Source organism: Nocardia sp. NPDC004340, from assembly GCF_053602575.1.
Genome location: NZ_JBSGDW010000001.1, coordinates 717,998 through 738,123, shown reverse-complemented (window position 1 = coordinate 738,123; position 20,126 = coordinate 717,998). Strand labels below are relative to the sequence as shown.

The 20,126-nt window shown below is 69.9% G+C and carries 18 protein-coding genes; 10 read left to right on the top strand and 8 right to left on the bottom strand.

Annotation, left to right across the window (positions count from 1 at the left end; genetic code table 11):
- Nucleotides 1-121: 121 nt before the first annotated feature.
- The gene (gene radA / locus ACWEOI_RS03145; RefSeq protein ID WP_433670157.1) at nucleotides 122-1,525 is read left to right on the top strand and encodes a DNA repair protein RadA; all 1,404 of its coding nucleotides are present in this window, start codon (nucleotides 122-124) and stop codon (nucleotides 1,523-1,525) included.
- Nucleotides 1,526-1,660: 135 nt separating this feature from the next.
- Here the strand turns inward: radA and ACWEOI_RS03140 are convergent, their stop codons facing one another.
- Together ACWEOI_RS03140 and ACWEOI_RS03135 are read right to left on the bottom strand one after the other, a co-directional pair.
- The gene (locus ACWEOI_RS03140) at nucleotides 1,661-2,326 is read right to left on the bottom strand and encodes a hypothetical protein (RefSeq protein WP_433670159.1); all 666 of its coding nucleotides are present in this window, start codon (nucleotides 2,324-2,326) and stop codon (nucleotides 1,661-1,663) included.
- A gap of 104 nt (nucleotides 2,327-2,430) precedes the next feature.
- On the bottom strand, nucleotides 2,431-3,054 hold the full coding sequence (locus ACWEOI_RS03135; protein WP_357087408.1) for a carbonic anhydrase: 624 nt from the start codon (nucleotides 3,052-3,054) through the stop codon (nucleotides 2,431-2,433).
- Nucleotides 3,055-3,401: 347 nt separating this feature from the next.
- Between ACWEOI_RS03135 and ACWEOI_RS03130 the strand changes: the two genes are divergently transcribed.
- On the top strand, nucleotides 3,402-4,274 hold the full coding sequence (locus ACWEOI_RS03130) for an A/G-specific adenine glycosylase (RefSeq protein ID WP_433670161.1): 873 nt from the start codon (nucleotides 3,402-3,404) through the stop codon (nucleotides 4,272-4,274).
- Between the two features lie 124 nt (nucleotides 4,275-4,398).
- Here the strand turns inward: ACWEOI_RS03130 and ACWEOI_RS03125 are convergent, their stop codons facing one another.
- The 5 genes from ACWEOI_RS03125 to kstR all read right to left on the bottom strand — a co-directional run bounded on the left by ACWEOI_RS03125 (nucleotide 4,399) and on the right by kstR (nucleotide 10,902).
- Nucleotides 4,399-5,274, bottom strand: a complete 876-nt coding sequence (locus ACWEOI_RS03125; protein WP_379280338.1) for a metal ABC transporter permease — start codon at nucleotides 5,272-5,274, stop codon at nucleotides 4,399-4,401.
- Entirely contained in the window at nucleotides 5,274-6,251 is a 978-nt protein-coding gene (locus tag ACWEOI_RS03120; RefSeq protein ID WP_452358811.1) for a metal ABC transporter ATP-binding protein, read from the bottom strand. Before ACWEOI_RS03120 ends, ACWEOI_RS03125 begins: the two co-directional genes overlap by 1 nt.
- 35 nt (nucleotides 6,252-6,286) lie before the next feature.
- Nucleotides 6,287-7,234 carry a metal ABC transporter solute-binding protein, Zn/Mn family gene (locus ACWEOI_RS03115; protein ID WP_452358810.1) on the bottom strand — a complete coding sequence of 316 codons (948 nt, stop codon included), beginning with the start codon at nucleotides 7,232-7,234 and terminating at the stop codon, nucleotides 6,287-6,289.
- 170 nt (nucleotides 7,235-7,404) lie between these two features.
- Nucleotides 7,405-9,981, bottom strand: a complete 2,577-nt coding sequence (gene otsB, locus ACWEOI_RS03110; RefSeq protein WP_433670167.1) for a trehalose-phosphatase — start codon at nucleotides 9,979-9,981, stop codon at nucleotides 7,405-7,407.
- A gap of 270 nt (nucleotides 9,982-10,251) precedes the next feature.
- The gene (gene kstR / locus ACWEOI_RS03105; RefSeq protein WP_357087396.1) at nucleotides 10,252-10,902 is read right to left on the bottom strand and encodes a cholesterol catabolism transcriptional regulator KstR; all 651 of its coding nucleotides are present in this window, start codon (nucleotides 10,900-10,902) and stop codon (nucleotides 10,252-10,254) included.
- A gap of 166 nt (nucleotides 10,903-11,068) precedes the next feature.
- On the opposite strand from kstR, the gene ACWEOI_RS03100 reads away from it, so the two are divergent.
- The 7 genes from ACWEOI_RS03100 to ACWEOI_RS03070 all read left to right on the top strand — a co-directional run bounded on the left by ACWEOI_RS03100 (nucleotide 11,069) and on the right by ACWEOI_RS03070 (nucleotide 18,463).
- Nucleotides 11,069-13,219, top strand: coding sequence for an acyl-CoA dehydrogenase family protein (locus ACWEOI_RS03100; protein ID WP_433670168.1), 2,151 nt, complete (start codon nucleotides 11,069-11,071; stop codon nucleotides 13,217-13,219).
- 25 nt (nucleotides 13,220-13,244) lie between these two features.
- Nucleotides 13,245-14,312, top strand: coding sequence for an acyl-CoA dehydrogenase family protein (locus ACWEOI_RS03095; protein ID WP_452358809.1), 1,068 nt, complete (start codon nucleotides 13,245-13,247; stop codon nucleotides 14,310-14,312).
- Complete coding sequence (locus tag ACWEOI_RS03090) at nucleotides 14,297-15,466, top strand: acyl-CoA dehydrogenase family protein (protein WP_357275790.1); 1,170 nt, start codon at nucleotides 14,297-14,299, stop codon at nucleotides 15,464-15,466. Before ACWEOI_RS03095 ends, ACWEOI_RS03090 begins: the two co-directional genes overlap by 16 nt.
- Nucleotides 15,467-15,484: 18 nt before the next feature.
- Nucleotides 15,485-16,450: an OB-fold domain-containing protein gene (locus ACWEOI_RS03085; protein WP_433670172.1), complete on the top strand. Its 966-nt coding sequence runs from the start codon at nucleotides 15,485-15,487 to the stop codon at nucleotides 16,448-16,450.
- Complete coding sequence (locus tag ACWEOI_RS03080; RefSeq protein WP_357087381.1) at nucleotides 16,447-16,860, top strand: MaoC family dehydratase; 414 nt, start codon at nucleotides 16,447-16,449, stop codon at nucleotides 16,858-16,860. The genes ACWEOI_RS03085 and ACWEOI_RS03080 overlap by 4 nt, the downstream gene beginning before the upstream one ends.
- Complete coding sequence (locus ACWEOI_RS03075) at nucleotides 16,857-18,032, top strand: lipid-transfer protein (protein ID WP_357275796.1); 1,176 nt, start codon at nucleotides 16,857-16,859, stop codon at nucleotides 18,030-18,032. The genes ACWEOI_RS03080 and ACWEOI_RS03075 overlap by 4 nt, the downstream gene beginning before the upstream one ends.
- A gap of 122 nt (nucleotides 18,033-18,154) precedes the next feature.
- On the top strand, nucleotides 18,155-18,463 hold the full coding sequence (locus ACWEOI_RS03070; protein WP_433670174.1) for a hypothetical protein: 309 nt from the start codon (nucleotides 18,155-18,157) through the stop codon (nucleotides 18,461-18,463).
- Here ACWEOI_RS03070 and ACWEOI_RS03065 read toward each other — a convergent pair.
- Entirely contained in the window at nucleotides 18,441-19,064 is a 624-nt protein-coding gene (locus ACWEOI_RS03065; RefSeq protein WP_433670176.1) for a TetR family transcriptional regulator, read from the bottom strand. The two genes, ACWEOI_RS03070 and ACWEOI_RS03065, sit on opposite strands and share 23 nt — an antisense overlap.
- Before the next feature lie 79 nt (nucleotides 19,065-19,143).
- On the opposite strand from ACWEOI_RS03065, the gene zapE reads away from it, so the two are divergent.
- On the top strand, nucleotides 19,144-20,094 hold the full coding sequence (gene zapE, locus ACWEOI_RS03060) for a cell division protein ZapE (RefSeq protein WP_452358808.1): 951 nt from the start codon (nucleotides 19,144-19,146) through the stop codon (nucleotides 20,092-20,094).
- The last annotated feature ends 32 nt before the right edge of the window (nucleotides 20,095-20,126 follow it).

The following is a 20,126-nucleotide window of genomic DNA, read 5'->3' as shown; positions in this document are numbered from 1 at the left end:
GAACCTCCGACGGTGCCCGTCCCGGATTCCGGGGCGGGCACCGTCGTATCCGGGCCCGGCGGGGAGACTTCGGCGCGCGTGGTTGCCGGAGTGTGTCGGGGGCCCTGGCTAGGCTGCCCGCGTGGCCAAGGTGAAATCGGTGTACCGGTGTGCGGAGTGCACGTGCGAGGTCGCCAAATGGGTTGGGCGCTGCCCGGATTGCGGGGCGTGGGGGAGCATCGAGGAGGTGGCCGCGTCCTCGGGCGCGATGGCGGTGGGGCGCCGCGCCATGCTGCCGAGCACGGCGGCCACGCCGATCTCGAGCATCGACTCCAAGAAGACGCAGTCGCGGTCGACGGGCGTGTCCGAGCTGGACCGGGTGCTGGGCGGCGGGATCATCCCCGGTTCGGTGGTGCTGCTGTCGGGGGAGCCGGGCGTCGGCAAGTCGACGCTGCTGCTCGAGGTGGCGCACCGGTGGGCGCGGGCGCGTGACGAGATCGCGCTGTACGTGACCGCCGAGGAGTCGGCGGGTCAGGTGCGGCTGCGGGCGGACCGGACCGACGCGGTGCACGAAAAGGTGTACCTGGCCGCGGAATCCGATCTGGCGACCATCCTGGGCCATGTGGAGCAGGTGAAACCCAGTCTGCTGGTGGTGGACTCGGTGCAGACCATGCTGGCCGCCGACGCGGACGGCGTGATCGGCGGTGTCACCCAGGTGCGGTCGGTGACGGCGGCGCTAACCTCGCTGGCTAAGGCGACCGGGATCGCGGTGCTGCTGGTCGGGCACGTCACCAAGGACGGCGCGGTGGCCGGTCCGCGCACCCTGGAGCACCTGGTGGACGTGGTGCTGCAGTTCGAGGGGGACAAGCATTCGTCGCTGCGCATGGTGCGCGGCATCAAGAACCGTTTCGGCAGCACCGACGAGGTGGGCTGCTTCGAGATGGTGGAGGCGGGAATCCGTTGCGTGGACGACCCTTCCGGGCTGTTCCTGCACCACCGCACCGATGCGGTGCCCGGGACCGCGGTCACGGTCGCCATGGACGGCAAGCGCCCCATGCTGGGTGAGGTGCAGGGCCTCACCGTGGACACCCAGGCGCCCGCTCCGCGGCGCGCGGTCAGCGGGCTGGACTACAACCGCGTTTCCATGGTCCTGGCGGTCCTGCAGAGCCGTGGGGGCGTGTACGTGGGCAAGCAGGACGTCTACGCGGCCACCGTGGGCGGTATGCGGCTCACCGAGCCCGCGGCGGATCTGGCTGTCGCGCTTGCCATCGCGAGCGCCAGCCAGGACCTGGCGCTGCCGACCGGCATGGTGGTGCTGGGCGAGGTCGGGCTGGCGGGCGAGGTGCGCCAGGTGACCGGGCTGACCCGCCGGCTGGCGGAGGCGGAGCGGCTGGGCTTCACCGAGGCCCTGGTCCCGCCGGGCGTGGACCGCACCGGCCGCACCATGACCTTGCGCGAGGTGGCCGATATCCGTGCGGCACTGTCGGTTACCGGTCTGCGCCGCCGGCGGCGCGATCAGGAGGAGCCCATGGAAATGGCGGAGTGAACGCCGGAATCGAATAGCGGGAGCGCGAATTCGAAATGGGGGGCGGAATTCGCTTCGTGAATACCGGAATTCCCCGGAAACGACGAAGGCCGGGATCCGTGTGATCGGATCCCGGCCTTCGGTGTGCTGGAGGCGTCAGGCGATATTGAAGGGTTCCGGCTGGCTGCGGACCGAACCGAGCTGGGCCACAACGGTGTACGGCCCGGACGGAACCTGCAGGCGCTCGCCCGCGCAGCCCGGCTGCGAGCTGGCGCCCGACCAGGTCACGGTGAAGGCGGCCTGCTGGCCGGGGGCCAGGGTGCGCATGTCGGGGGTGCCGTCCGGGTAGCAGTCGGTGCTGGACCACAGCTTGCGCTGGCCGTCGAGGGACTGCACCTGGACCAGCTGGAGTCCGGAACCCATATCGCGTTCGCAGACGCCGCTGGAGATATTGGTGATGACGATGCCGAACTGCGGCTGCTCACCGACCTTGTAGCTGGCCTGCCCGACGGTGACCTTCACGGCCAGTGACTGATCGGTGCACTGGGCCTGCGCCGCCGGGGCCGCGCCGCTCGACGACGCGGCGGACGGCTTGGCCGAGCTCGGGTCCGGAGTGCCCGTGGCGCTGCCCGAGGGCTTACCGCTGGCCGCCGCACTGGAGCTCGCGGCGGCCTTGGTGTCGGACTTGTGGTCGCCGCCGCCCTTCAGCAGCGCGAAGCCCACCCAGAGCACCAGGGCGAGCCCGATCACCATCGCGCCGATCGCGACCGCGCGTCGACGCCAGTAGATTTCCGGTGGGAGTGGTCCGTTCGGTTCCAGCACGGTGACAACGGTAAGCGCACCGTCCCGGTCATCCCGAGCAGGGTCTCGGCGTGTCGGTCGCGAAAGCGGCTACGGGGCCGGTAAATTCCGGCCCCCGCGCCGGGTCAGACCACTTCGCCGATATTGCCGATGACGCGGTGCAGCTTGATCTGGCCTTCGCCGAGGTTGTAGGTGACGCAGGCGATGGCGCACTCGCCGGTGGCGACCCGCTGGGAGATGATCATCGACCGCTGCATGAGCAGGCGGGCGGTCTCCTCGACGTGGCGGGCCTCGAGTTCGTCGACGCCCTCCAGGCCCTCGCGGCGGCCGATCAGGATGGACGGGGTGACGCGTTCGACGACCGAGCGGATGAAGCCGCCGGGCACATTGCCGTGGTCGAGGGCGTCGATGGTGGCCCGGACCGCGCCGCAGCTGTCGTGGCCGAGGACCACGATGAGCGGCACGTTCAGGACCTGCACGCCGTATTCGATGGAGCCCAGCACGGAGGCGTCGATGACGTGTCCGGCGGTGCGCACCACGAACATGTCGCCGAGGCCCTGATCGAAGATGATCTCGGCGGCCACGCGAGAGTCGCCGCAGCCGAACAACACCGCGCCGGGCTGCTGTCCGTCGACGAGCTTGGCCCGGTCGATCGCGCCTTGGCTAGGGTGCCGCAACTGGCCGTTGACGAAGCGTTCATTGCCTTCGCGCAGGGCTTTCCACGCACTGATCGGGTTGTTATGCGGCATGTGACCTATTTTCCATAGCCCCTCGGTTACCGGCGAGTCCATGGCGTTACGGTCCGGCAAAGACGGGCCGACCATGTTGGCGTGCGCACGGTGAGCTGCCAGACACGCCGGGAGACTGCTCGTGTGCGGCACGCTGGGTCGGGAAAACCAGCCTCCCGGATATGGATACCATCGCCAACGGCGGTCTGCAGGATTTCCTGTGCCCCAACCTCCTCGCAGGCGTTCCCACAGGTTCGCGGCCGTCTCGATTCTGGACTGACGGAGCGGGGGAGCGAAGCGGAGGAGCGGAGGAGGGAAGAATCGAGACCTCGGGGCCGCGAACCCGCCCGGAGCGCAACGGAGGGCCAATGGGCATGGACAGCGACGTGCTGATCGACTGGTACCAGGAGACTGCTCGGGACCTGCCGTGGCGGCGGCCGGGGGTTACCGCGTGGCAGATTCTGATGAGCGAGATCATGCTGCAGCAGACGCCAGTGGTTCGGGTGGAGCCGATCTGGCGGGAGTGGGTGGCGCGCTGGCCGGTGCCGTCGGCGATGGCGGCCGCGCCGCAAGGTGAGGTGCTGCGCGCCTGGGGCAAGCTCGGGTATCCGCGGCGGGCGCTGCGACTGCACGAGTGCGCGCAGGTGCTGGCCGCCGAGCACGGCGACGAGGTGCCCGCCGATGTGGATGTGCTGCTGGGCCTGCCGGGCATCGGGGCGTACACCGCCCGCGCGGTCGCGTGTTTCGCGTACGGGCAGCGAGTTCCGGTGGTGGACACCAATGTTCGCCGGGTGGTGGCGCGGGCTGTGCACGGGCGTGCCGAGGCCGGCAATCCCGCGGCCCGCGATCTGGCCGAGACCGAGGAGCTGTTGCCCGCGCGGGTCGATCGGGCCGCGGTCATGTCGGCGGCGCTGATGGAGCTGGGCGCGCTGGTCTGCACCGCCCGCACCCCCGACTGCGAGCGCTGCCCGCTGCCCGCGTGCGCGTGGGTGTCGGCGGGCCGTCCGGCCTCGGAGGTGGTGCGCAAGGTGCAGAAGTACGAGGGCACCGATCGGCAGGCGCGCGGACGGCTGCTCGATGTGCTGCGGGATTCGTCGGGGCCGGTGGAGCGGGTTCGCCTGGACCTGGCCTGGACTCGCGATCCGGGCCAGCGGGACCGGGCCCTGGATTCGCTGCTGGTCGACGGTCTCATCGAGCAGACCCCCGACGGTTTGTTCGCGCTGGCGGGCGAGGGGAGCTGACCCCGCGCCGCCCGTCCCGGGCCGATGCGTGACGGCCCGGGAGCAGGCGAGCGGGCACGATCTGCCGCCCCTCATGCGGCAGATCGGGTGGGGTGTGGCCGGTTTCGCGGGATCGCCGCGAAACTCAGGCGGCGACCAGGGCTGTGCGCCGATTGCGGGTGCGGGACCCGACCACGCGGCAGATCAGGTAGATGGTGAACGAGATGGTGGTGACGAAGGTCGAGATCGGGACGCCGGGGGCCAGCGACAGCAGAATGCCTCCGACCGCGGCGATCTCGGCGAACACGATCGACAGCACCGCCACCCGGGCCGGGCTCGCGGTGAGCTGCGCGGCCGCCGCGGCGGGCGTGATGAGCAGCGACAGCACCAGCAGCGCGCCCACGATCTGCACGCCGAAGGCGGCCGTCACGCCGAGCAGCACCGCGAACACGATCGACAGCGCCCGCACCGGAACCCCGCGCGCGACAGCCACTTCCGGATCGGCGCTGGCGAACAGCAGCGGCCGGTAGACGGCGGCCAGCACCACCAGTACCGCGGCCGTGCAGGTGGCCAGCAGCCCGAGACCGGAGTTGCCGACGCTCACCACCTGGCCGGTGAGCAGCGAGAACTTGGAGCCCGCGCGTTCCGGGCCGAGCCACAGGAACAGCACCGACAGGCCGAGGCCGAAGGACAGCACCACCGCGATCACCGAATCACGTTCGCGGGCCCGGGATCCGAGCACGCCGAACAGCACGGCCGCCACCACCGACCCGATGATCGCGCCGACGCCCACCCCGATCCCGGCGAGCAGCGCGGCGGCCGCGCCGGTCAGCGACAGCTCGCTGGTGCCGTGCACGGCGAACGACATCTGCCGGCTGATGATGAGCGGCCCGATGGCCCCGGCCAGCAGGCCCAGCAGCGCGGCGGCGATCACGGCCTGCTGCACGAAGTCGTAGGCCAGCAGATGCGTGGTGGTGGACACGTCGAACAGCTGTGAGAACAGCTTGGACAGCTTCTCCATCAGGCCCGCACCTCCGGCTGGCAGTGGGCCGCGCCGGATTCACCGAGCGCGTCCATGGCGTCGCCGGTGCCGACCACGACGAGGCGGCCGCGCACCCGCAGCACGTCGACCTCGGTGCCGTAGAGCTCGGAGAGGGTCTCGGAGGTCATCACCTCGTCGGGCGTGCCGATCCGGAACTTCCCGTCCACCAGGTACAGCACCCGATCCACCAGCGGCAGAATGGGATTGATCTCGTGGGTCACGAACAGCACGGCCGTCTCGTGGCTGCGCCGCCGCCGATCGATGAGCTCCGACACCAGCCGCTGATTCGCCAGATCCAGGGACAGCAGCGGCTCGTCGCACAACAACACCTGGGGGTCACCGGCCAGTGCCTGCGCGACCCGCAGCCGCTGCTGTTCGCCGCCGGACAGCGCGTCCAGCGGCGCGTACGCGAAGTGTTCCGCCCCGACCGCCGAGATCGCCTCGGCCACTTTCCGTTTGCGTTCCTTGCGCCCGCGCAGCCCGAGTCCCCACCGGTGCCCGTCGACGCCCAAGCCCACCAGATCCACGCCGCGCAGCTGCCCGCCGCCTTCGATGGTCTTCTGCTGCGGCACGTAGCCGATATCCGGGTTGCCCACGCGCACCGGCGATCCCGCGATCTCGGCGGCTCCGGCGGTCAACCCCAGCTGCCCCAGCAGCATTCGCATGAGCGAGGTCTTCCCGGAGCCGTTGGGCCCGAGCACCGCGATGAACTCGCCCGGCTGGACCTCGAGATCCAGTCCGTCCCACAGCGTCCGTTCGCCGAACGCCAGCCGTGCGCCCGCCAGCCGCACCGCGGGGACGCCCTGGCGCCGCACGGTTTCCGGCTGGGGTGCGGCGACGGTCCGGGTGGGTTCCGCGCGGCCGGAGCGCCCGGGGGTGCGGGGGCGGGCTCCGGTGAGGGCGCAACCGGCCTTGGGGGTGGTGACCCCGGGGTTGGTCGCGGGGTTCGCGGTCATGGTGGTCCTCCCGGATCCGGCGGTGCTGCGGGTGTTTATGCGAGAGCCTTGGCGAGGGACTGGGCGTTGTTCGTCATCCAGGTGACGTAGTCCAGGCCCTGAGGGAGGGTTTCGGTGACCTCGACGACGGCGACGCCGGACTTGTCGGCGGCGGCGCGGAGGTCCTTGGTGAGTTTGTCCTCGGTCTGGATGTTGTAGACGAGGGCGCGAACCTGCTTGGCGTTCACCAGGTCCCGGACGGCGGCCACGTCGGCGGGGGCCGGGTCGGTGCCCTGCTCGATGGCCTCCTGGAAGGCGCGCGGGGTCTTGTCGTCGGCCTTGGCGGCGGTGAGCAGGTACGCGGCCAGCGGTTCGGTCTGCAGGACCGGCTGGTTCGGGTGCTCGGCGGCGATCTTGGCGGTGACGGCCTCGACGGGCGCGAGTTTCGCGGTGAACGCGGCGGCGCGGTCGGTGTAGTCCTGCTTGTGGGCGGGGTCGACGGCGCCGAGGGCTTCGGCGATGTGCTCGGCGACGTGGCCGACCTGGTGCACGTCGTACCAGATGTGCTCGTTGGCCTCGTGGTCGTGACCGGCGGCCTCGGTCTTGGCGGATGTCGGTGCGGCGGAGGCGCTCTCGTGGGCGTGGCCGCTCTCGGTCGCGATGTCGAAGGCGTTGACGGTCTTCTTGTCCCGGCCCGCGATGGCCTTGTCGATGAATTCGTCGTAGAGGCCGCCGTTGTAGACGACGAGCGCGGCATCGGTGATCCGGGCGGCGTCGGCGGGAGTGACCTCGAACGAGTGCGGGTCCACCTTGGGGTCGTCGATGATCGATTCGACCTTCACGTCGGGTCCGGCGACGGCCCGGGTGATGTCGCCCCAGACATTGGTGGACGCGACGACGGTGAGCTGGTCCGAGGTCTTGGTGCTGCCGCAGGCGGTCAGGGTGGCGACGGTCGCGAGTCCTGCGGCGAACACGGCGAATCCTCGGGCAGAGCTTCTGGTCACGCGGGGCACTCCTGGCACTACGGCTTATCAATAACGAAAACGATTGCCATTTGAATGTAGCGCACGCCCCGGGCGAGTCCCTAGCCCCGATCCGCGGATGTGGTCCGCGACACGAAAGGCCCGGAGAGCAAGCTGCTCTCCGGGCCTTTCGGAACTATCGAATCCTCAGGTCAGTGGCTGGTGAAGGCCGCGACCGGCTGGCTCAGCAACTGGGCGCAGCGCAGCAGACCGAGGTGGCTGTACGCCTGCGGGTGATTGCCGAGCGAGCGTTCGGCGACCGGGTCGTACTCCTCGGAGAGCAGGCCGGTCGGTCCCGCCACATCCACCAGCTGCGCGAACAACGCCTCCGCGTCCTCCCGCTTGCCGATCAGCAGATACGCCTCGACCAGCCACGCGGCGCACAGGTGGAACCCGCCCTCGCCGCCGGGCAGCCCGTCGTCGTGGTGGTACCGGTACACCGTCGACCCGCTGCGCAGCTCCGCCTCGGTGGCCACCACGGTCGCCGCGAAGCGCGGGTCGGAGGGCTCGATCAGCCCGCTCAATCCGATGTGCAGGGTGGCGGCGTCCAGGTCGGTGCCGTCGTAAGCCGCTGTGTAGGACTGGACTTCGTCGTTCCAGCCCTCGGTCTTGACCTCGTCGGCGATGGTGTCGCGCAGCGGCGCCCACTCCGGGTCGGCCGGGCGGCCGAACTGCTTGGCCAGGGTCAGCGCCCGGTCCACCGTCAGCCAGCCCATGACCTTCGAGTACACGTGGTGGCGCGGATTGCCGCGGATCTCCCAGATGCCGTGGTCGGCCTCACGCCAGCGCCGCTGCACCGCGGACACCATGGCGTGCACCAACTCCCAGTCCGCGTCCGGCAGCGCCTTGGCGGGATCGTTGATGCCCTGGCGTTCCCGGGTGTGCGCGAGCTGCGAGATGAGGTCCACGATGGGCCCGAACACGTCCAGCTGGACCTGCATGTTCGCCGCGTTGCCGACGCGCACCGGCCGCGAGCCGGCGTAGCCGGGCAGCTGGTCGATGACGGCCTCGGGCGGCAGGGTCTCGCCGTAGAGGGTGTACAGCGGGTGCAGCCGCTCGGGTCCGGGCAGCGTCTCGAGCACCCGGTGCACCCAGGCCAGCAGTTCCTCGGCCTCGCCGGTGGAGCCCAGCGAGACCAGCGCGGACGCGGTCAGCGAGGCGTCGCGCAGCCAGCAGTAGCGGTAGTCCCAGTTGCGCACGCCGCCGATGTCCTCGGGCAGCGAGGTGGTGGCCGCGGCCAGGATGGACCCGGACGGCGCGTGCACGAGTCCGCGCAGGGTGAGCGCGGAGCGCTTCATCAGGTCGGGCTTGAGCGGCGGCAGTTCGAGGGTGCCGACCCATTCCCCCCAGTAGCGCTCGGCGTCGCGGCGGCGGTCCGTCTCGGGCCGCATGGCGGGCGCGAGATCGGAGGTGCCGCAGCGCAGTTCGAGTACGACCGGACCCTGGGAGGGGTCCACGACGGCGCGGGCGGTGTGGTGGTTGCCCTCGTCGATGATCTCCCATTCGACGCCGGGGGAGCGCAGCACCATCGGATCGTTGGTGCCCTCGAGCTTGAGCCCGCCGGTGGCGTGCACCAGCCGCACCGGCACCTGCCCGAATTCGGGCCGGGGCGCAAAGATGATGACCGCCTTGGCATCACCGGTGATGACACGGGTGAGGTCGGTGCGCTCGGGGACCACGTCGTGCGGCAGGTAGTCCACGACCTGCAAACTGGACCAACGGGTTTCGACGGTCATGGTGCCGTCGACGTACCGCTGCGACAGCGGCAGCCCCGCGCGCTCGGGCTGAATGGTGAAGTGCCCCGCGCCCGGTCCGCCCAGCAGGTGGGCGAAGACGGCGGCCGAGTCGGGTTCGGGGTGGCACAGCCAGGTGACGGTACCGTCCGGTGTGACAAGGGCTTTGGAGCGAGGGCTGGCCAGCATGGTCAGCCGCTCGATTCGAGGGGCCGAGGCACCTGCCAACCATGTGCGGCGCTCCTCGAGTAGGAACGCCAGCGCCTTCGACACCTCCTCGGTGCTGGCCACATGGTATTTCGCGAGGGACTCCCCGTCGCCGACCTTGATGCCGACGTCGGGTCCGGAGAGGCGTTTGAACGCCTTCTCGTCGGTCACGTCGTCGCCGATGAACAGTGCCGCGGAGGCGCCCTGCTGGTGCCGGACGATGTCGAGGGCCGCGCCCTTGTCGGTCTCGACGACCGCGAGCTCGATGACTTCCTTGCCTTCGGTGGTCTGCACGCCGACCCAGCTGGCCGGACCCTGACGCACCTGAACCAGTGCGCGACGGCCGATTTCGGGGCTGGCGTTGCGGACGTGCAGGGCCACGCTGGCGGGTTTGATCTCGACCGAGGCGCCCGGGTTGTCCTGAGCGATCTGCGTCAAAGTCGTAGTGACCTCTTGCAGTAGCTGTTTCGCGTCGTTGTCGATGGCGTGCACGAAGCCGACATCGAATTCCGAACCGTGACTACCGATCAGCTGAACCTCGACCGGAAGTCGCGACAGCGCCGCGAGATCTCGCAGGGCGCGGCCCGAGATGACGGCAGCCGTGGTGCCGGTGAGTCCGGCGAGAGCGCGTAAGGCGCTCACCGATTCTCGATGGGGATAGGCCTTGGCCGGGTCGGAGACGATGGGCGCGATGGTCCCGTCGTAGTCCGAAGCAACCAGCAACCGTGGCACGCGGGCGATGGCCGACAGGGCACGGCGCAGTTCGAGTGACAAATCCTGTGCGCTCACGCATCCAACCTAGTGATCGGAGGAGATTTTTCAGGGCGCGAGTGATGCTACTGGGTCTTGATTGCCCGCTCGTGTGTGCGGTGATACATAGCGTTTACAAGACACTTTCGCGTCGATCACGCCGTGTGTGAGACACACCCGGGTTGCTCGCTGTTCACCCCGGCTGACCAGCGCTGTTCCAGCAAACCCGGACCCCGGAAATGTCAACGGGCTGCCCGGCTCTCCGGACCGGGCAGCCCGTCTCGCTTCGCGAACGCAGTAGTGCGTTCGCTACTCCTTGTCGCCGCCGATGAGCAGATCGACGGTCAGCTCCAGGCGCTCGGTGACGTCCGTGGCGGACGCGCGACGGGTCAGCCAGGCGACCAGATTCGACAGCCACACATCGGAGATGACGCGGGCGATGGCGAGCTGGCGGTCGCTGGGGATCTCGTCGGACAGGGCGCGGGCGAAGAACCGGTCCATCACCTTGCCGACCCGATCGACCTCGGCGGCCGCGGACGCGTCGGCGAACATGAAGGCGCGGGTCATGGCCTCGGTGAGCAGCGGGTCGCGCTGCATGGCCCGGGTGACCTGGGTGAGCAGCAGGTGCATGCGCTCCTGCGGGGTGGCCCCGGCCAGCGGCTTGCGGCGGCCCTCGAAGGACTCGAACTCCCGGGCCAGGGCGGACACCAGCAGGTGCACCTTGGACGGGAAGTACCGGTAGAGCGTGCCGACGGCGACGTCCGCGCGTTCGGCGACGGCCCGCATCTGGACCGCGTCGTAGCCGCCCTTGGAGGCGAGTGCGAGGGTCGCGTCGAGGATGCGTTTACGCCGGTCGCGCTGGGCCGCCGAGCTCAGATCCTCCTCGCTGAGGGTGGTGACGGGCGCGGTGCGTCCACCGGGCGCCCCGTCGGCGGCCTGCGATCGGGAGGGACTGGCCATCGGTTGAAAGTCCTTTCGCACGAATCGTTCGGTTCATCTCACCCGGCAGACACGCGCCGGACACGAGTTCGTACCGCGTCGTCGGGACGGCGCTTGACTTCCGCCCGGCTCGAACATTAGAACATGTTCTAGGAGTGGAAGTCACGCCGGGAAGAAGGTAGGGGTTGTGACCATAGCCACCACTGACGAGCATAAAGCCGTCCAGGAGTCGATGCGCGGATGGGCTTCGGCAGTGCGACCAATTGCAACAATGCGTTCCGGCGCACCAGATTTCTGGCACGAATACTGGCCGCGCCTGGCCGATCTCGGGGTTTTCCGGGTCGCGGTTCCGGAAGAGGCCGGGGGCGCGGGCGGCACCGTCGGGGACTTGGCCGTCCTGATCGAACAGGCGGCGCACGACCTCGTCGGCGGACCGGTTCTCGCGACGGCGCTGGCAGGTCTCGTCGTCGGCGAGGCGCTCGACGAGACTACGCCATGCGGCGTCGCGCTCGAGGGCGAAATCGCGATCTCGGCGAGCGCCTCGGGCGCCGTGGTGTCCGGTGAGTGGGACTCGGTTCCGGGCGCCGCGCCGGGAACCGCCGTGCTGGTTCCGGTCCGTGACGGCGACCGCCACCTGTGGGCGCTGATCGACGCCGACGCCGCCGGACTGACCGTCGAGCCGCTGGACGCGATCGACCAGAGCGTGCCGCTGTCCCGCGTGGTCTGCGCCGAGGTCGCCGTGGCCGCGGACCGGCTGTTCGAGCCCGGCTTCTCGGTGCTGGACCTGGCCGCCACCCTGGTCGCCGCCGAGCTGGCGGGCATCGCCGGCTGGGCCCTGGAGACCGCCACCGAATACGCGAAGGTGCGCGAGCAGTTCGGCCGCCGGATCGGCGAGTTCCAGGCCGTCAAGCACATCTGCGCCTGGATGCTGTGCCGGGTCGAGCAGATTCGCGCGGTGGCCGCCGATGCCGCCGCGGCCGCGGACGCCGGGAGCGCCGAGCTCCCGCTGGCCGCCGCCGTCGCGCTGTCGATGTCCCTTGACGCCGCGGTCGAGAACGCCAAGGACTGCATCCAGGTGCTGGGCGGCATCGGCTTCACCTGGGAGCACGACGCCCACCTGTACCTGCGCCGCGCCACCGCGCTGCGGCAGCTGCTGGGCGGCACCGCGCGCTGGCGGGCCCGGGTCACCGAGCTCACCCTGGCGGGCGTGCGCCGCACCGTCGGCATCGACCTGGGCGGCGAGGCCGAATCGGAGTGGGAGACGGGCGGTTTGGACGCCGCCGAGGCGGCCGTGCTGGAAGCCGACCTGGCCAAGATCGCGGCCCTGCCCGAGGCCGAGCAGCGCCTGGCGCTGGCCGAGGCCGGACTGATCGCCGCGCACTGGCCCGCGCCCTACGGTCGCGGCGCCGGCCCGCTGCTGCGCACCCGCCTCGACGATCAGGTCCGCAAGGCCGGGATCACGCTGCCGGACATCGCGATCGCCAACTGGGCGATCCCGACCCTGCTGCAGTGGGGCACCCCCGAGCAGATCGAGCGCTACGCCCTGCCGACGCTGACCGGCGAGGTCATCTGGTGCCAGCTCTTCTCCGAGCCGGGCGCCGGTTCGGACCTGGCGGCGCTGCGCACGGTGGCCGAGCGGGTCGAGGGCGGCTGGAAGCTGCGCGGTCAGAAGGTGTGGACCTCGCTGGCCGATCGCGCCACCTGGGGCATCTGCCTGGCCCGCACCGACGCGTCCGCGCCGAAGCACAAGGGCATCAGCTACTTCCTGGTCGACATGAAGAGCGCGGGGCTGGACATCCGGCCGCTGGTGGAGATCACCGGTGAGGCGCGCTTCAACGAGGTGTTCCTCGACGACGTCTTCGTGCCGGACGACTGCCTGGTCGGCGAGCTCGGCAATGGCTGGAAGATCGCCCGGTCGACGCTGTCGGCGGAGCGGGTGGCCATGGGCGGCAAGGGAATCGGCGACGAGCTGGAGGCGTTGATCGCCGCCGCGCCCGTCTCGGGCCCGGGCGCCGAACTGGTCGCGGATCGGCTCGGCGGACTCGTCGCGGAGTCGGTTGCGGGAACATTGTTGGAGGCCCGTGCGGCCCGGAAACTGCTGACCGGCGGGGACCCCGCCGCGGAGAGCAGTGTGCGCAAACTGGTCGGTGTCAGGCACCGGCAGGCGGTGGCCGAGTTCGCCGTCGAATTGTCCGGTGTCGCGGGCGCTCTGGAAACCCCTGTGGTGAAGGAATTCCTGCTCACACGCTGTTTGTCGATTGCTGGCGGTACCGAACAGATTCTGTTGACCGTCGCCGGTGAACGGATTCTCGGGCTGCCTCGCGAGTCGAGCAGCTAGCCCACACTCAACCGGGAGCATTGAATTGGACTTCACCAGGGACGAGAGCCAGGACGCTGTCGCCGAGGTTGTCGTAAGTTTGCTGGAGCGTGAAAGCGCACGCGATATCGCGCTCTGGCCCATCATCGCGGAGAGCGGTCTGCTGGCCGTGCCGCTGCCCGAACGCTTCGGCGGCGACGATATGGGTCTGCTCGAGGTCTCGGCCATGCTCACCGAGCTGGCCACCGACGCCGCGCAGGTGCCCGCGCTGGCCACCCTCGCGTTCGGCGTGCTGCCGCTGAAGGCGATCGGCGTGCCGGATGCCTTGGCGGAGAAGGTGTTCCCGGCCGTGGCCGAGGGCGCGGTGCTGACCGCGGCCCTGCACGAGACCGGCGCGCCGTTCACGGTGAAGCCCGAGACCACCGCGGTGAGCGACGGCGCGACCGTGCGCGTCACCGGCCAGAAGGTGGCGGTGCCCTACGCCGACACCGCGCGCTGGATCCTGGTGCCGACCGACAACGGCCTCGCCGTGGTCGACGGTGACGCCGCCGGCATCACCCGCGTCGCGAGCCCCACCTCCGACGGTGTGCCGGAGTTCTCGGTCCGCTTCGACGGAGTCGCGATTCCCGCCGGGCAGCTGCTGCCGGGCGGGCTCACCGAGCTGCACCGGTACGCGCTGGCGGGCCTGGGCTCGGTGGCCGACGGCCTGCTCGCGGGTGTGGTCCGGCTGACCGCCGAGCACGTGCGGACCCGGCAGCAGTTCGGCCGCGCGCTGGCCGAATTCCAGGCGGTCGCGCAGCAGATCGCCGATGTGTACGTGGTCTCGCGGACCCTGCACGCGGTCGCGCTGTCGGCGGCCTGGGCGCTCGCCCAGGAAGACCCCAGCGCGGAGCACCTGGAGCGGATCGACGACGATCTCGACGTGCTGGCGTACACGGTGGCCTCGGAACTGCCCGCGGCCATGCAGCAGTGTCACCACCTGCACGGCGGCCTGGGCGTCGACATCACCCACCCGCTGCACCGCTACTACTCACAGGCCAAGGACATCGCCCGCTGGCTCGGCGGCGAATCGTTCCGGCTGGACCGTATGGGAGCCAGATGTTCATCGAACTGACCGCGGAACAGCGGCAACTGCGCGACGAATTGCGCTCGTACTTCACCGGTCTCGTGACTCCCGAAGAGGAGGCCGAGATGCTGGTGAACCGGCACGGCGACGCCTACCGCGCGGTGGTCAAGCGCATGGGCCGCGACGGCAAGCTCGGCGTCGGCTGGCCCAAGGAGTACGGCGGCCAGGGCTTCGGTCCGCTGGAACAGCAGATCTTCTACAACGAGGCGGTCCGGGCCGACGTGCCCGTGCCCCTGGTGACCCTGCTGACCGTGGGCCCGGCGCTGCAGTCGTTCGGCACCGAGGAGCAGAAGCAGAAGTTCCTGCCCGGAATCCTCACCGGTGACGTGCATTTCGCCATCGGTTACTCGGAGCCGGACGCCGGCACCGACCTGGCGGCGCTGCGCACCTCCGCGGTGCGCGACGCCAACGGCGACTGGATCGTCAACGGCCAGAAGATCTTCACCACCGGCGCGCACGAGGCCGACTACGTCTGGCTGGCCGTCCGCACCGGCACCGTGGAGTCCCGCCACAAGGGCATCACGATCCTGATCGTGGACACCAAGGACCCGGGCTACTCCTGGACGCCGATCATCACCGCCGACGGCGCGCACCACACCAACGCCACCTACTTCGACAATGTCCGCGTCCCCGCGAACATGGTCGTCGGCGAGGTCGACGGCGGCTGGAAGCTGATCACCACCCAGCTCAACCATGAGCGGGTCAGCCTCGGCCCGTCCGGCAAGATCGAGCAGCTCTACGAGCGGGTGCGCGAGTGGGCGCAGAAGCAGGGTGTGCTCGGTCAGGCCGAGGTGCGCCGCTCGCTGGGCCGCCTGCACGCCATGACCCGGCTCAACGAACTGCTGAACTGGCAGGTGGCGTCCAATATGGAACGCCCCGACGCCGATCCGCGCGACGTGATCGCCGACGCCTCGGCGACCAAGGTGTTCTCCACCGAGGCGCTGCAGGAAGCCGGCCGCCTGGCCGAGGAGATCGTGGGCCGCTTCGGCGATCCCGCCGACCCGGCCACCGCCGAACTGCTGGTCTGGCTGGACCGCCGCACCAAGCAGAACCTGGTGGTGACCTTCGGTGGCGGTGTCAACGAGGTCATGCGCGAGCTGATCGCCCAGATGGGCCTGCGGCTGCCGCGGGTGCCGCGCTAGATCGCAGAGGAGCAGAGCGTGACGAAGAGTTTCACGGCCGACGAGATCCGCGACGGCCTGGAGAAGATCAAGGCCGACGGCGAGTCCGCGCCCCGCGCGGGCCGCGACCCGATCAACCAGCCGATGATCAACAACTGGGTCGAGGCCCTCGGCGACGCCAACCCGATCTACGTGGACGAGGCCGCCGCACAGGCGGCCGGGCACCCCGGCATCGTGGCCCCGCCGGCCATGGCGCAGGTGTGGACCATGCTGGGCCTGGGCGGCGTCCGCGCCGACGACGACCCGATGACCCGCACCAACGAGCTGTTCGACGCGGCCGGCTTCACCTCGGTGGTCGCCACCAATTGTGAGCAGGTCTACCACCGCTACGTGCAGCTCGGCGAGCAGGTGACGGTGCGCTCCAGCATCGGTGACATCGTGGGCCCCAAGAAGACCGGGCTCGGCGACGGCTGGTTCACCACCTACCTCACCAACTGGTACGTGGGCGACGAACTGGTCACCGAGATGAAGTTCCGGATGCTGAAGTTCGCGCCCGGGACCGGAAAGACCGAGGCCCCCGCGGCTTCCGGTGACGTCTCGGCCGAGGATCTCGCCAAGCGGGTGCGGCCGACCGTCTCCAAGGACACCGAGTTCTACTGGGAGGGCGTCAAGGCCGGGGAGCTGCGCATCCAGCAGCGGCCCGACGGCACCCTGCAGCACCCGCCGGTGCCCGCGCTGTGGAAGCACCACTCGGAGCCCACCGACTACGTGGTGGCCTCGGGCCGCGGCACGGTCTTCAGCTTCGTGGTGCACCACGCGCCCCGGGTGCCCGGACGGCAGCTGCCGTACGTGGTCGCCCTGGTCGAGCTGGAGGAGGGCGTGCGCATGCTCGGCGAGCTGGCCGGGGTCGACCCGGCCGACGTCGAGGTCGGCATGCCGGTCGAGGCCGCGTTCCTGAAGCTCGACGACGACAACACCGTGCCCTACTGGAAGGCCGTCAAATGACAACCGTCGAACTGTCGGCCGTCCAGGTCGGAACCACGTTGCCGGAGTTGGTGATCCACGCCGATACCACGTTCATCGTGTCGACGGCGCTGGCCACCCGCGACTTCCAGGACGTGCACCACGACCGCGACAAGGCGCTGGCGCGCGGCTCCAAGGACATCTTCGTCAATATCCTCACCGACACCGGTCTGGTGCAGCGGTTCGTCACCGATTGGGCGGGGCCGACGGCTCTCGTCAAGTCGCTGTCGCTGCGCCTGGGCGTGCCGCTGTACGCGGGTGACACCCTCACCCTGTCCGGCACCGTCTCGGCCGTCGAGGGCTCGACTGTCACCATCGACGTGGTCGGCAAGGATTCGCTCGGCGACCACATCACGGCGAAAGCCGTTATCTCCCTTCAGGAGGCACAGTGACCGGGCTGAGCCGCGAAGCCGCGATCGTCGGCATCGGCGCGACCGACTTCTCCAAGGACTCCGGCCGCAGTGAACTGCGTCTGGCCGCCGAGGCGGTCACCGCCGCCCTCGCCGACGCGGGCCTCACCCCCGCCGACGTGGACGGCCTGACGACCTTCACCATGGACACCAATACCCAGGCCGCCGTCGCGCGCGCCACCGGTATCCCGTCCCTGAAGTTCTTCTCCAACATCCCGTTCGGCGGTGGCGCGGCCGCCGCGACCGTGCAGCACGCCGCCATGGCGGTGGCGACCGGGATCGCGGATGTCGTCGTGGCGTACCGCGCGTTCAACGAGCGCTCCGGAAACCGCTTCGGCCAGTTCGCCACTCACCTGGCGACCGGCAACCCGAGCTCCTCGGGTGTGGACAACGGCTTCTCCTACACCCACGGCCTGGGCACCCCGGCCGCGCAGGTGGCCATGGTGGCCCGCCGCTACATGCACGTGTACGGCGCGCGCAGTGAGGATTTCGGCCGCATCGCGGTGGCCGACCGCAAGCACGCGGCGGTGAACCCGGCGGCCCACTTCTACGGCAAGCCGATCACCCTCGAGGAGCACCAGGCCTCGCGCTACATCGCCGAGCCGCTGCACCTGCTGGACTGCTGCCAGGAGACCGACGGCGGCGTGGCCATCGTCATCACCTCCGCGGAGCGGGCCAAGGATCTGCCCAACAAGCCCGCGCTGATCGCGGGCGCCGCGCAGGGTTCGGGTGCGGACCAGTACGTCATGACCAGCTACTACCGCGACGGCATGACGGGTCTGCCGGAGATGGGCCTGGTCGGCGACCAGCTGTGGGCGCAGTCCGGTCTGCGTCCGGAGGACATGCAGGCGGGCATCCTCTACGACCACTTCACCCCCTTCGTGCTGATGCAGCTCGAGGAGCTGGGCTTCTGTGGTCGCGGTGAGGCCAAGGACTTCATCGCCGACGGCGCCATCGAGATCGGCGGCCGGTTGCCGCTGAACACCCACGGTGGCCAGCTCGGCGAGGCCTACATCCACGGCATGAACGGCATCGCCGAGGGCGTGCGCCAGATCCGCGGCACCTCGGTCAACCAGGTCCAGGGCCTGGAGAACATCGTGGTGACCGCCGGCACCGGCGTCCCGACCTCGGGCCTGGTGCTCACCGCCAACTGACCTCGATCGAACCCGACCTCGATTCGAGGGGACAAGGAGTCCACCGGCGTGAATCACGCCGGTGGACTTCTGCTTTCGGGGCGTACATTGGGACGGGATTCGCCTGTCGGGAAGGGGTCGTCATGACCGTGCGAGACCGTCTGAACGAGCTGTCGCCGCTGCGTGGCGCGCCGGTGTTCGGGGAGCCGTACGAGACCTCGGACGGGACAACGGTCATCACCGTGACCGAGCCCGGGCTGTTCGGTCCGCGGGCGCGCGGCATGTTCGTGGTCAGCGGCGGGAACGTCGAGTGGGTGTGCACCGCCAATGGTGAGCGGGTCGCGCTGCTCGGCGTGCTCACGGGGTTGATCGCGGCGACATTCGCGACCGCGGCCATGATCAAGCGGCCGCCGTGGCCGGACACCCGGATCACGGTGACGAAGCACCTCTGAGCTGAACGGCGAGTACGCCTTTCAGCTGTGCGACGCTCGCCGGCGTGCCCGGTGCGAGGTCGGTGCGGGCGCCGGCGAAACGGTCGAAGACCAGGCCCTCGATGACCGCGATGAAATCGGCCGCGGCGGTGGCGGGTTCGGCCGCGCCCAGGGTGTCGAACAGGCCGGTGGCGTGCTGGTGGGAGAAGAGGCTGCGCACCAGTCGCGGCCGCAGTTCGGCGTCGCCGAGCAATTCGAGAATGAGCGCCTGCCGCGCGATCAGATGGTTGCGGCGATGTGCCAGTAGATGATCCAGCCAGCCCGCGATGCCGGTCGCGAGCGCGTCCAGGTCGATGTCCTCGCGCGTGCCCGGCAGGGCCGTGGGCGTGACCAGACCGCCCTGTCCGGCCGTGAAATCGGTGCGGGAGCGGGTGGTGATGCGGTCCACGACGGCCTCGATGAGCGCGCGTTTGGTGCGGAAGTAATACGACGTCGAGCCCGCGGGAAGTTCCAGCGCGGTGTCGAGGGCCCGATGGGTGAGGGCCCGGAGTCCTTGCGCGGCAATGAGATCTATGGCGCTGTCCACGATGAGACTGCGCCGATCGGTTGTGGGAGTGGTCACCTTCGCTCCTCTGCGGCTTCGCGATCCTCTACAACTATAGAGGACGCTCTACAGCGGTAGAGGAAGCAGGGAGGTCGCAATGGAAACCACGGAGATCGTGCTCGACGCCGACCAGCGGTCGGCCGCCGACCGACTCGACGCCATCGCCGCCCGGGTCGGCAAGCGGTGGCGGCGGCCGCGCGGGCTCTACCTGTACGGCGGGCCGGGCCGCGGCAAGACCATGCTGATGAACCGCTTCTTCGAATCGGTCCCCACGGCGCGCAAGCGGCGCTACCACTTCCACGCCTTCTTCGCGCGGCTGAACGCGGGCATCCACGAGTACGGCGGCATCGACGCCTCGGCGGCCGCGCTGCTGGGCGACGCCGAGCTGATCTGCTTCGACGAATTCCACGTCCACGACTCGGGCGACGCCCGCCTGGTGGCCCGGCTGCTGGACACCCTGTTCGCCCGGCACATCACGTTGGTGGTGACCTCGAACTACCCGCCACAGGACCTGCTGCCCAATCCCTACATGCACGCCATGTTCGTGCCGACCATCGACCGCATCCTCGAGCACCTCGACGTGGTGTCGGTGAACGGGCCGACGGACTACCGCACGCTCGGCGGGCGGCACACCGGATTCGCGGCCGGGCACTACGTGGTCGGCGCCTGCCCCGAGAGCGGGGCCGTGGACCTGCCGGTCGCCCACCGGCAGCTGCACGCCCGCGCGGTCGAAAACGGCGTGATCACCGTCGGATTCGCGGAGCTGTGCGGCATCCCGGTGTCGGCGGCCGATTTCCTCGAACTCACCGCCGACCTCCACACCTGGGTGGTGTGCGACGTCCCGCCGCTGGGCACGGTCCCGCCGGACTGGGTGATGCGCTTCGTGAACCTGGTCGACGTGCTCTACGACGCCGACCTCGAACTGTCGGTCTACGCCGAGGTCCCGCTGGCCGAACTCGGCGCTGAGGTGCGCCGCGTCCCCGATCTCTACCGCACCCTCAGCCGCCTCGGCGAGCTGCGGGAACCGGCCAATCTCGAGGCTCGATAGCCGTTCGGCGAAGCCCCGGTGAACTGGCCGGG

Bases quoted from the DNA above. Each gene is read 5' to 3' on its own strand.
- ACWEOI_RS03090 (WP_357275790.1), top strand. From the start codon at position 14,297: ATGTTCATCGAACTGACCGCGGAACAGCGGCAACTGCGCGACGAATTG.
- ACWEOI_RS03135 (WP_357087408.1), bottom strand. From the start codon at position 3,054: ATGCCGCATAACAACCCGATCAGTGCGTGGAAAGCCCTGCGCGAAGGC.
- ACWEOI_RS03070 (WP_433670174.1), top strand. From the start codon at position 18,155: ATGACCGTGCGAGACCGTCTGAACGAGCTGTCGCCGCTGCGTGGCGCG.
- ACWEOI_RS03130 (WP_433670161.1), top strand. From the start codon at position 3,402: ATGGGCATGGACAGCGACGTGCTGATCGACTGGTACCAGGAGACTGCT.
- ACWEOI_RS03080 (WP_357087381.1), top strand. From the start codon at position 16,447: ATGACAACCGTCGAACTGTCGGCCGTCCAGGTCGGAACCACGTTGCCG.
- ACWEOI_RS03120 (WP_452358811.1), bottom strand. From the start codon at position 6,251: ATGACCGCGAACCCCGCGACCAACCCCGGGGTCACCACCCCCAAGGCC.
- kstR (WP_357087396.1), bottom strand. From the start codon at position 10,902: ATGGCCAGTCCCTCCCGATCGCAGGCCGCCGACGGGGCGCCCGGTGGA.
- ACWEOI_RS03125 (WP_379280338.1), bottom strand. From the start codon at position 5,274: ATGGAGAAGCTGTCCAAGCTGTTCTCACAGCTGTTCGACGTGTCCACC.
- zapE (WP_452358808.1), top strand. From the start codon at position 19,144: ATGGAAACCACGGAGATCGTGCTCGACGCCGACCAGCGGTCGGCCGCC.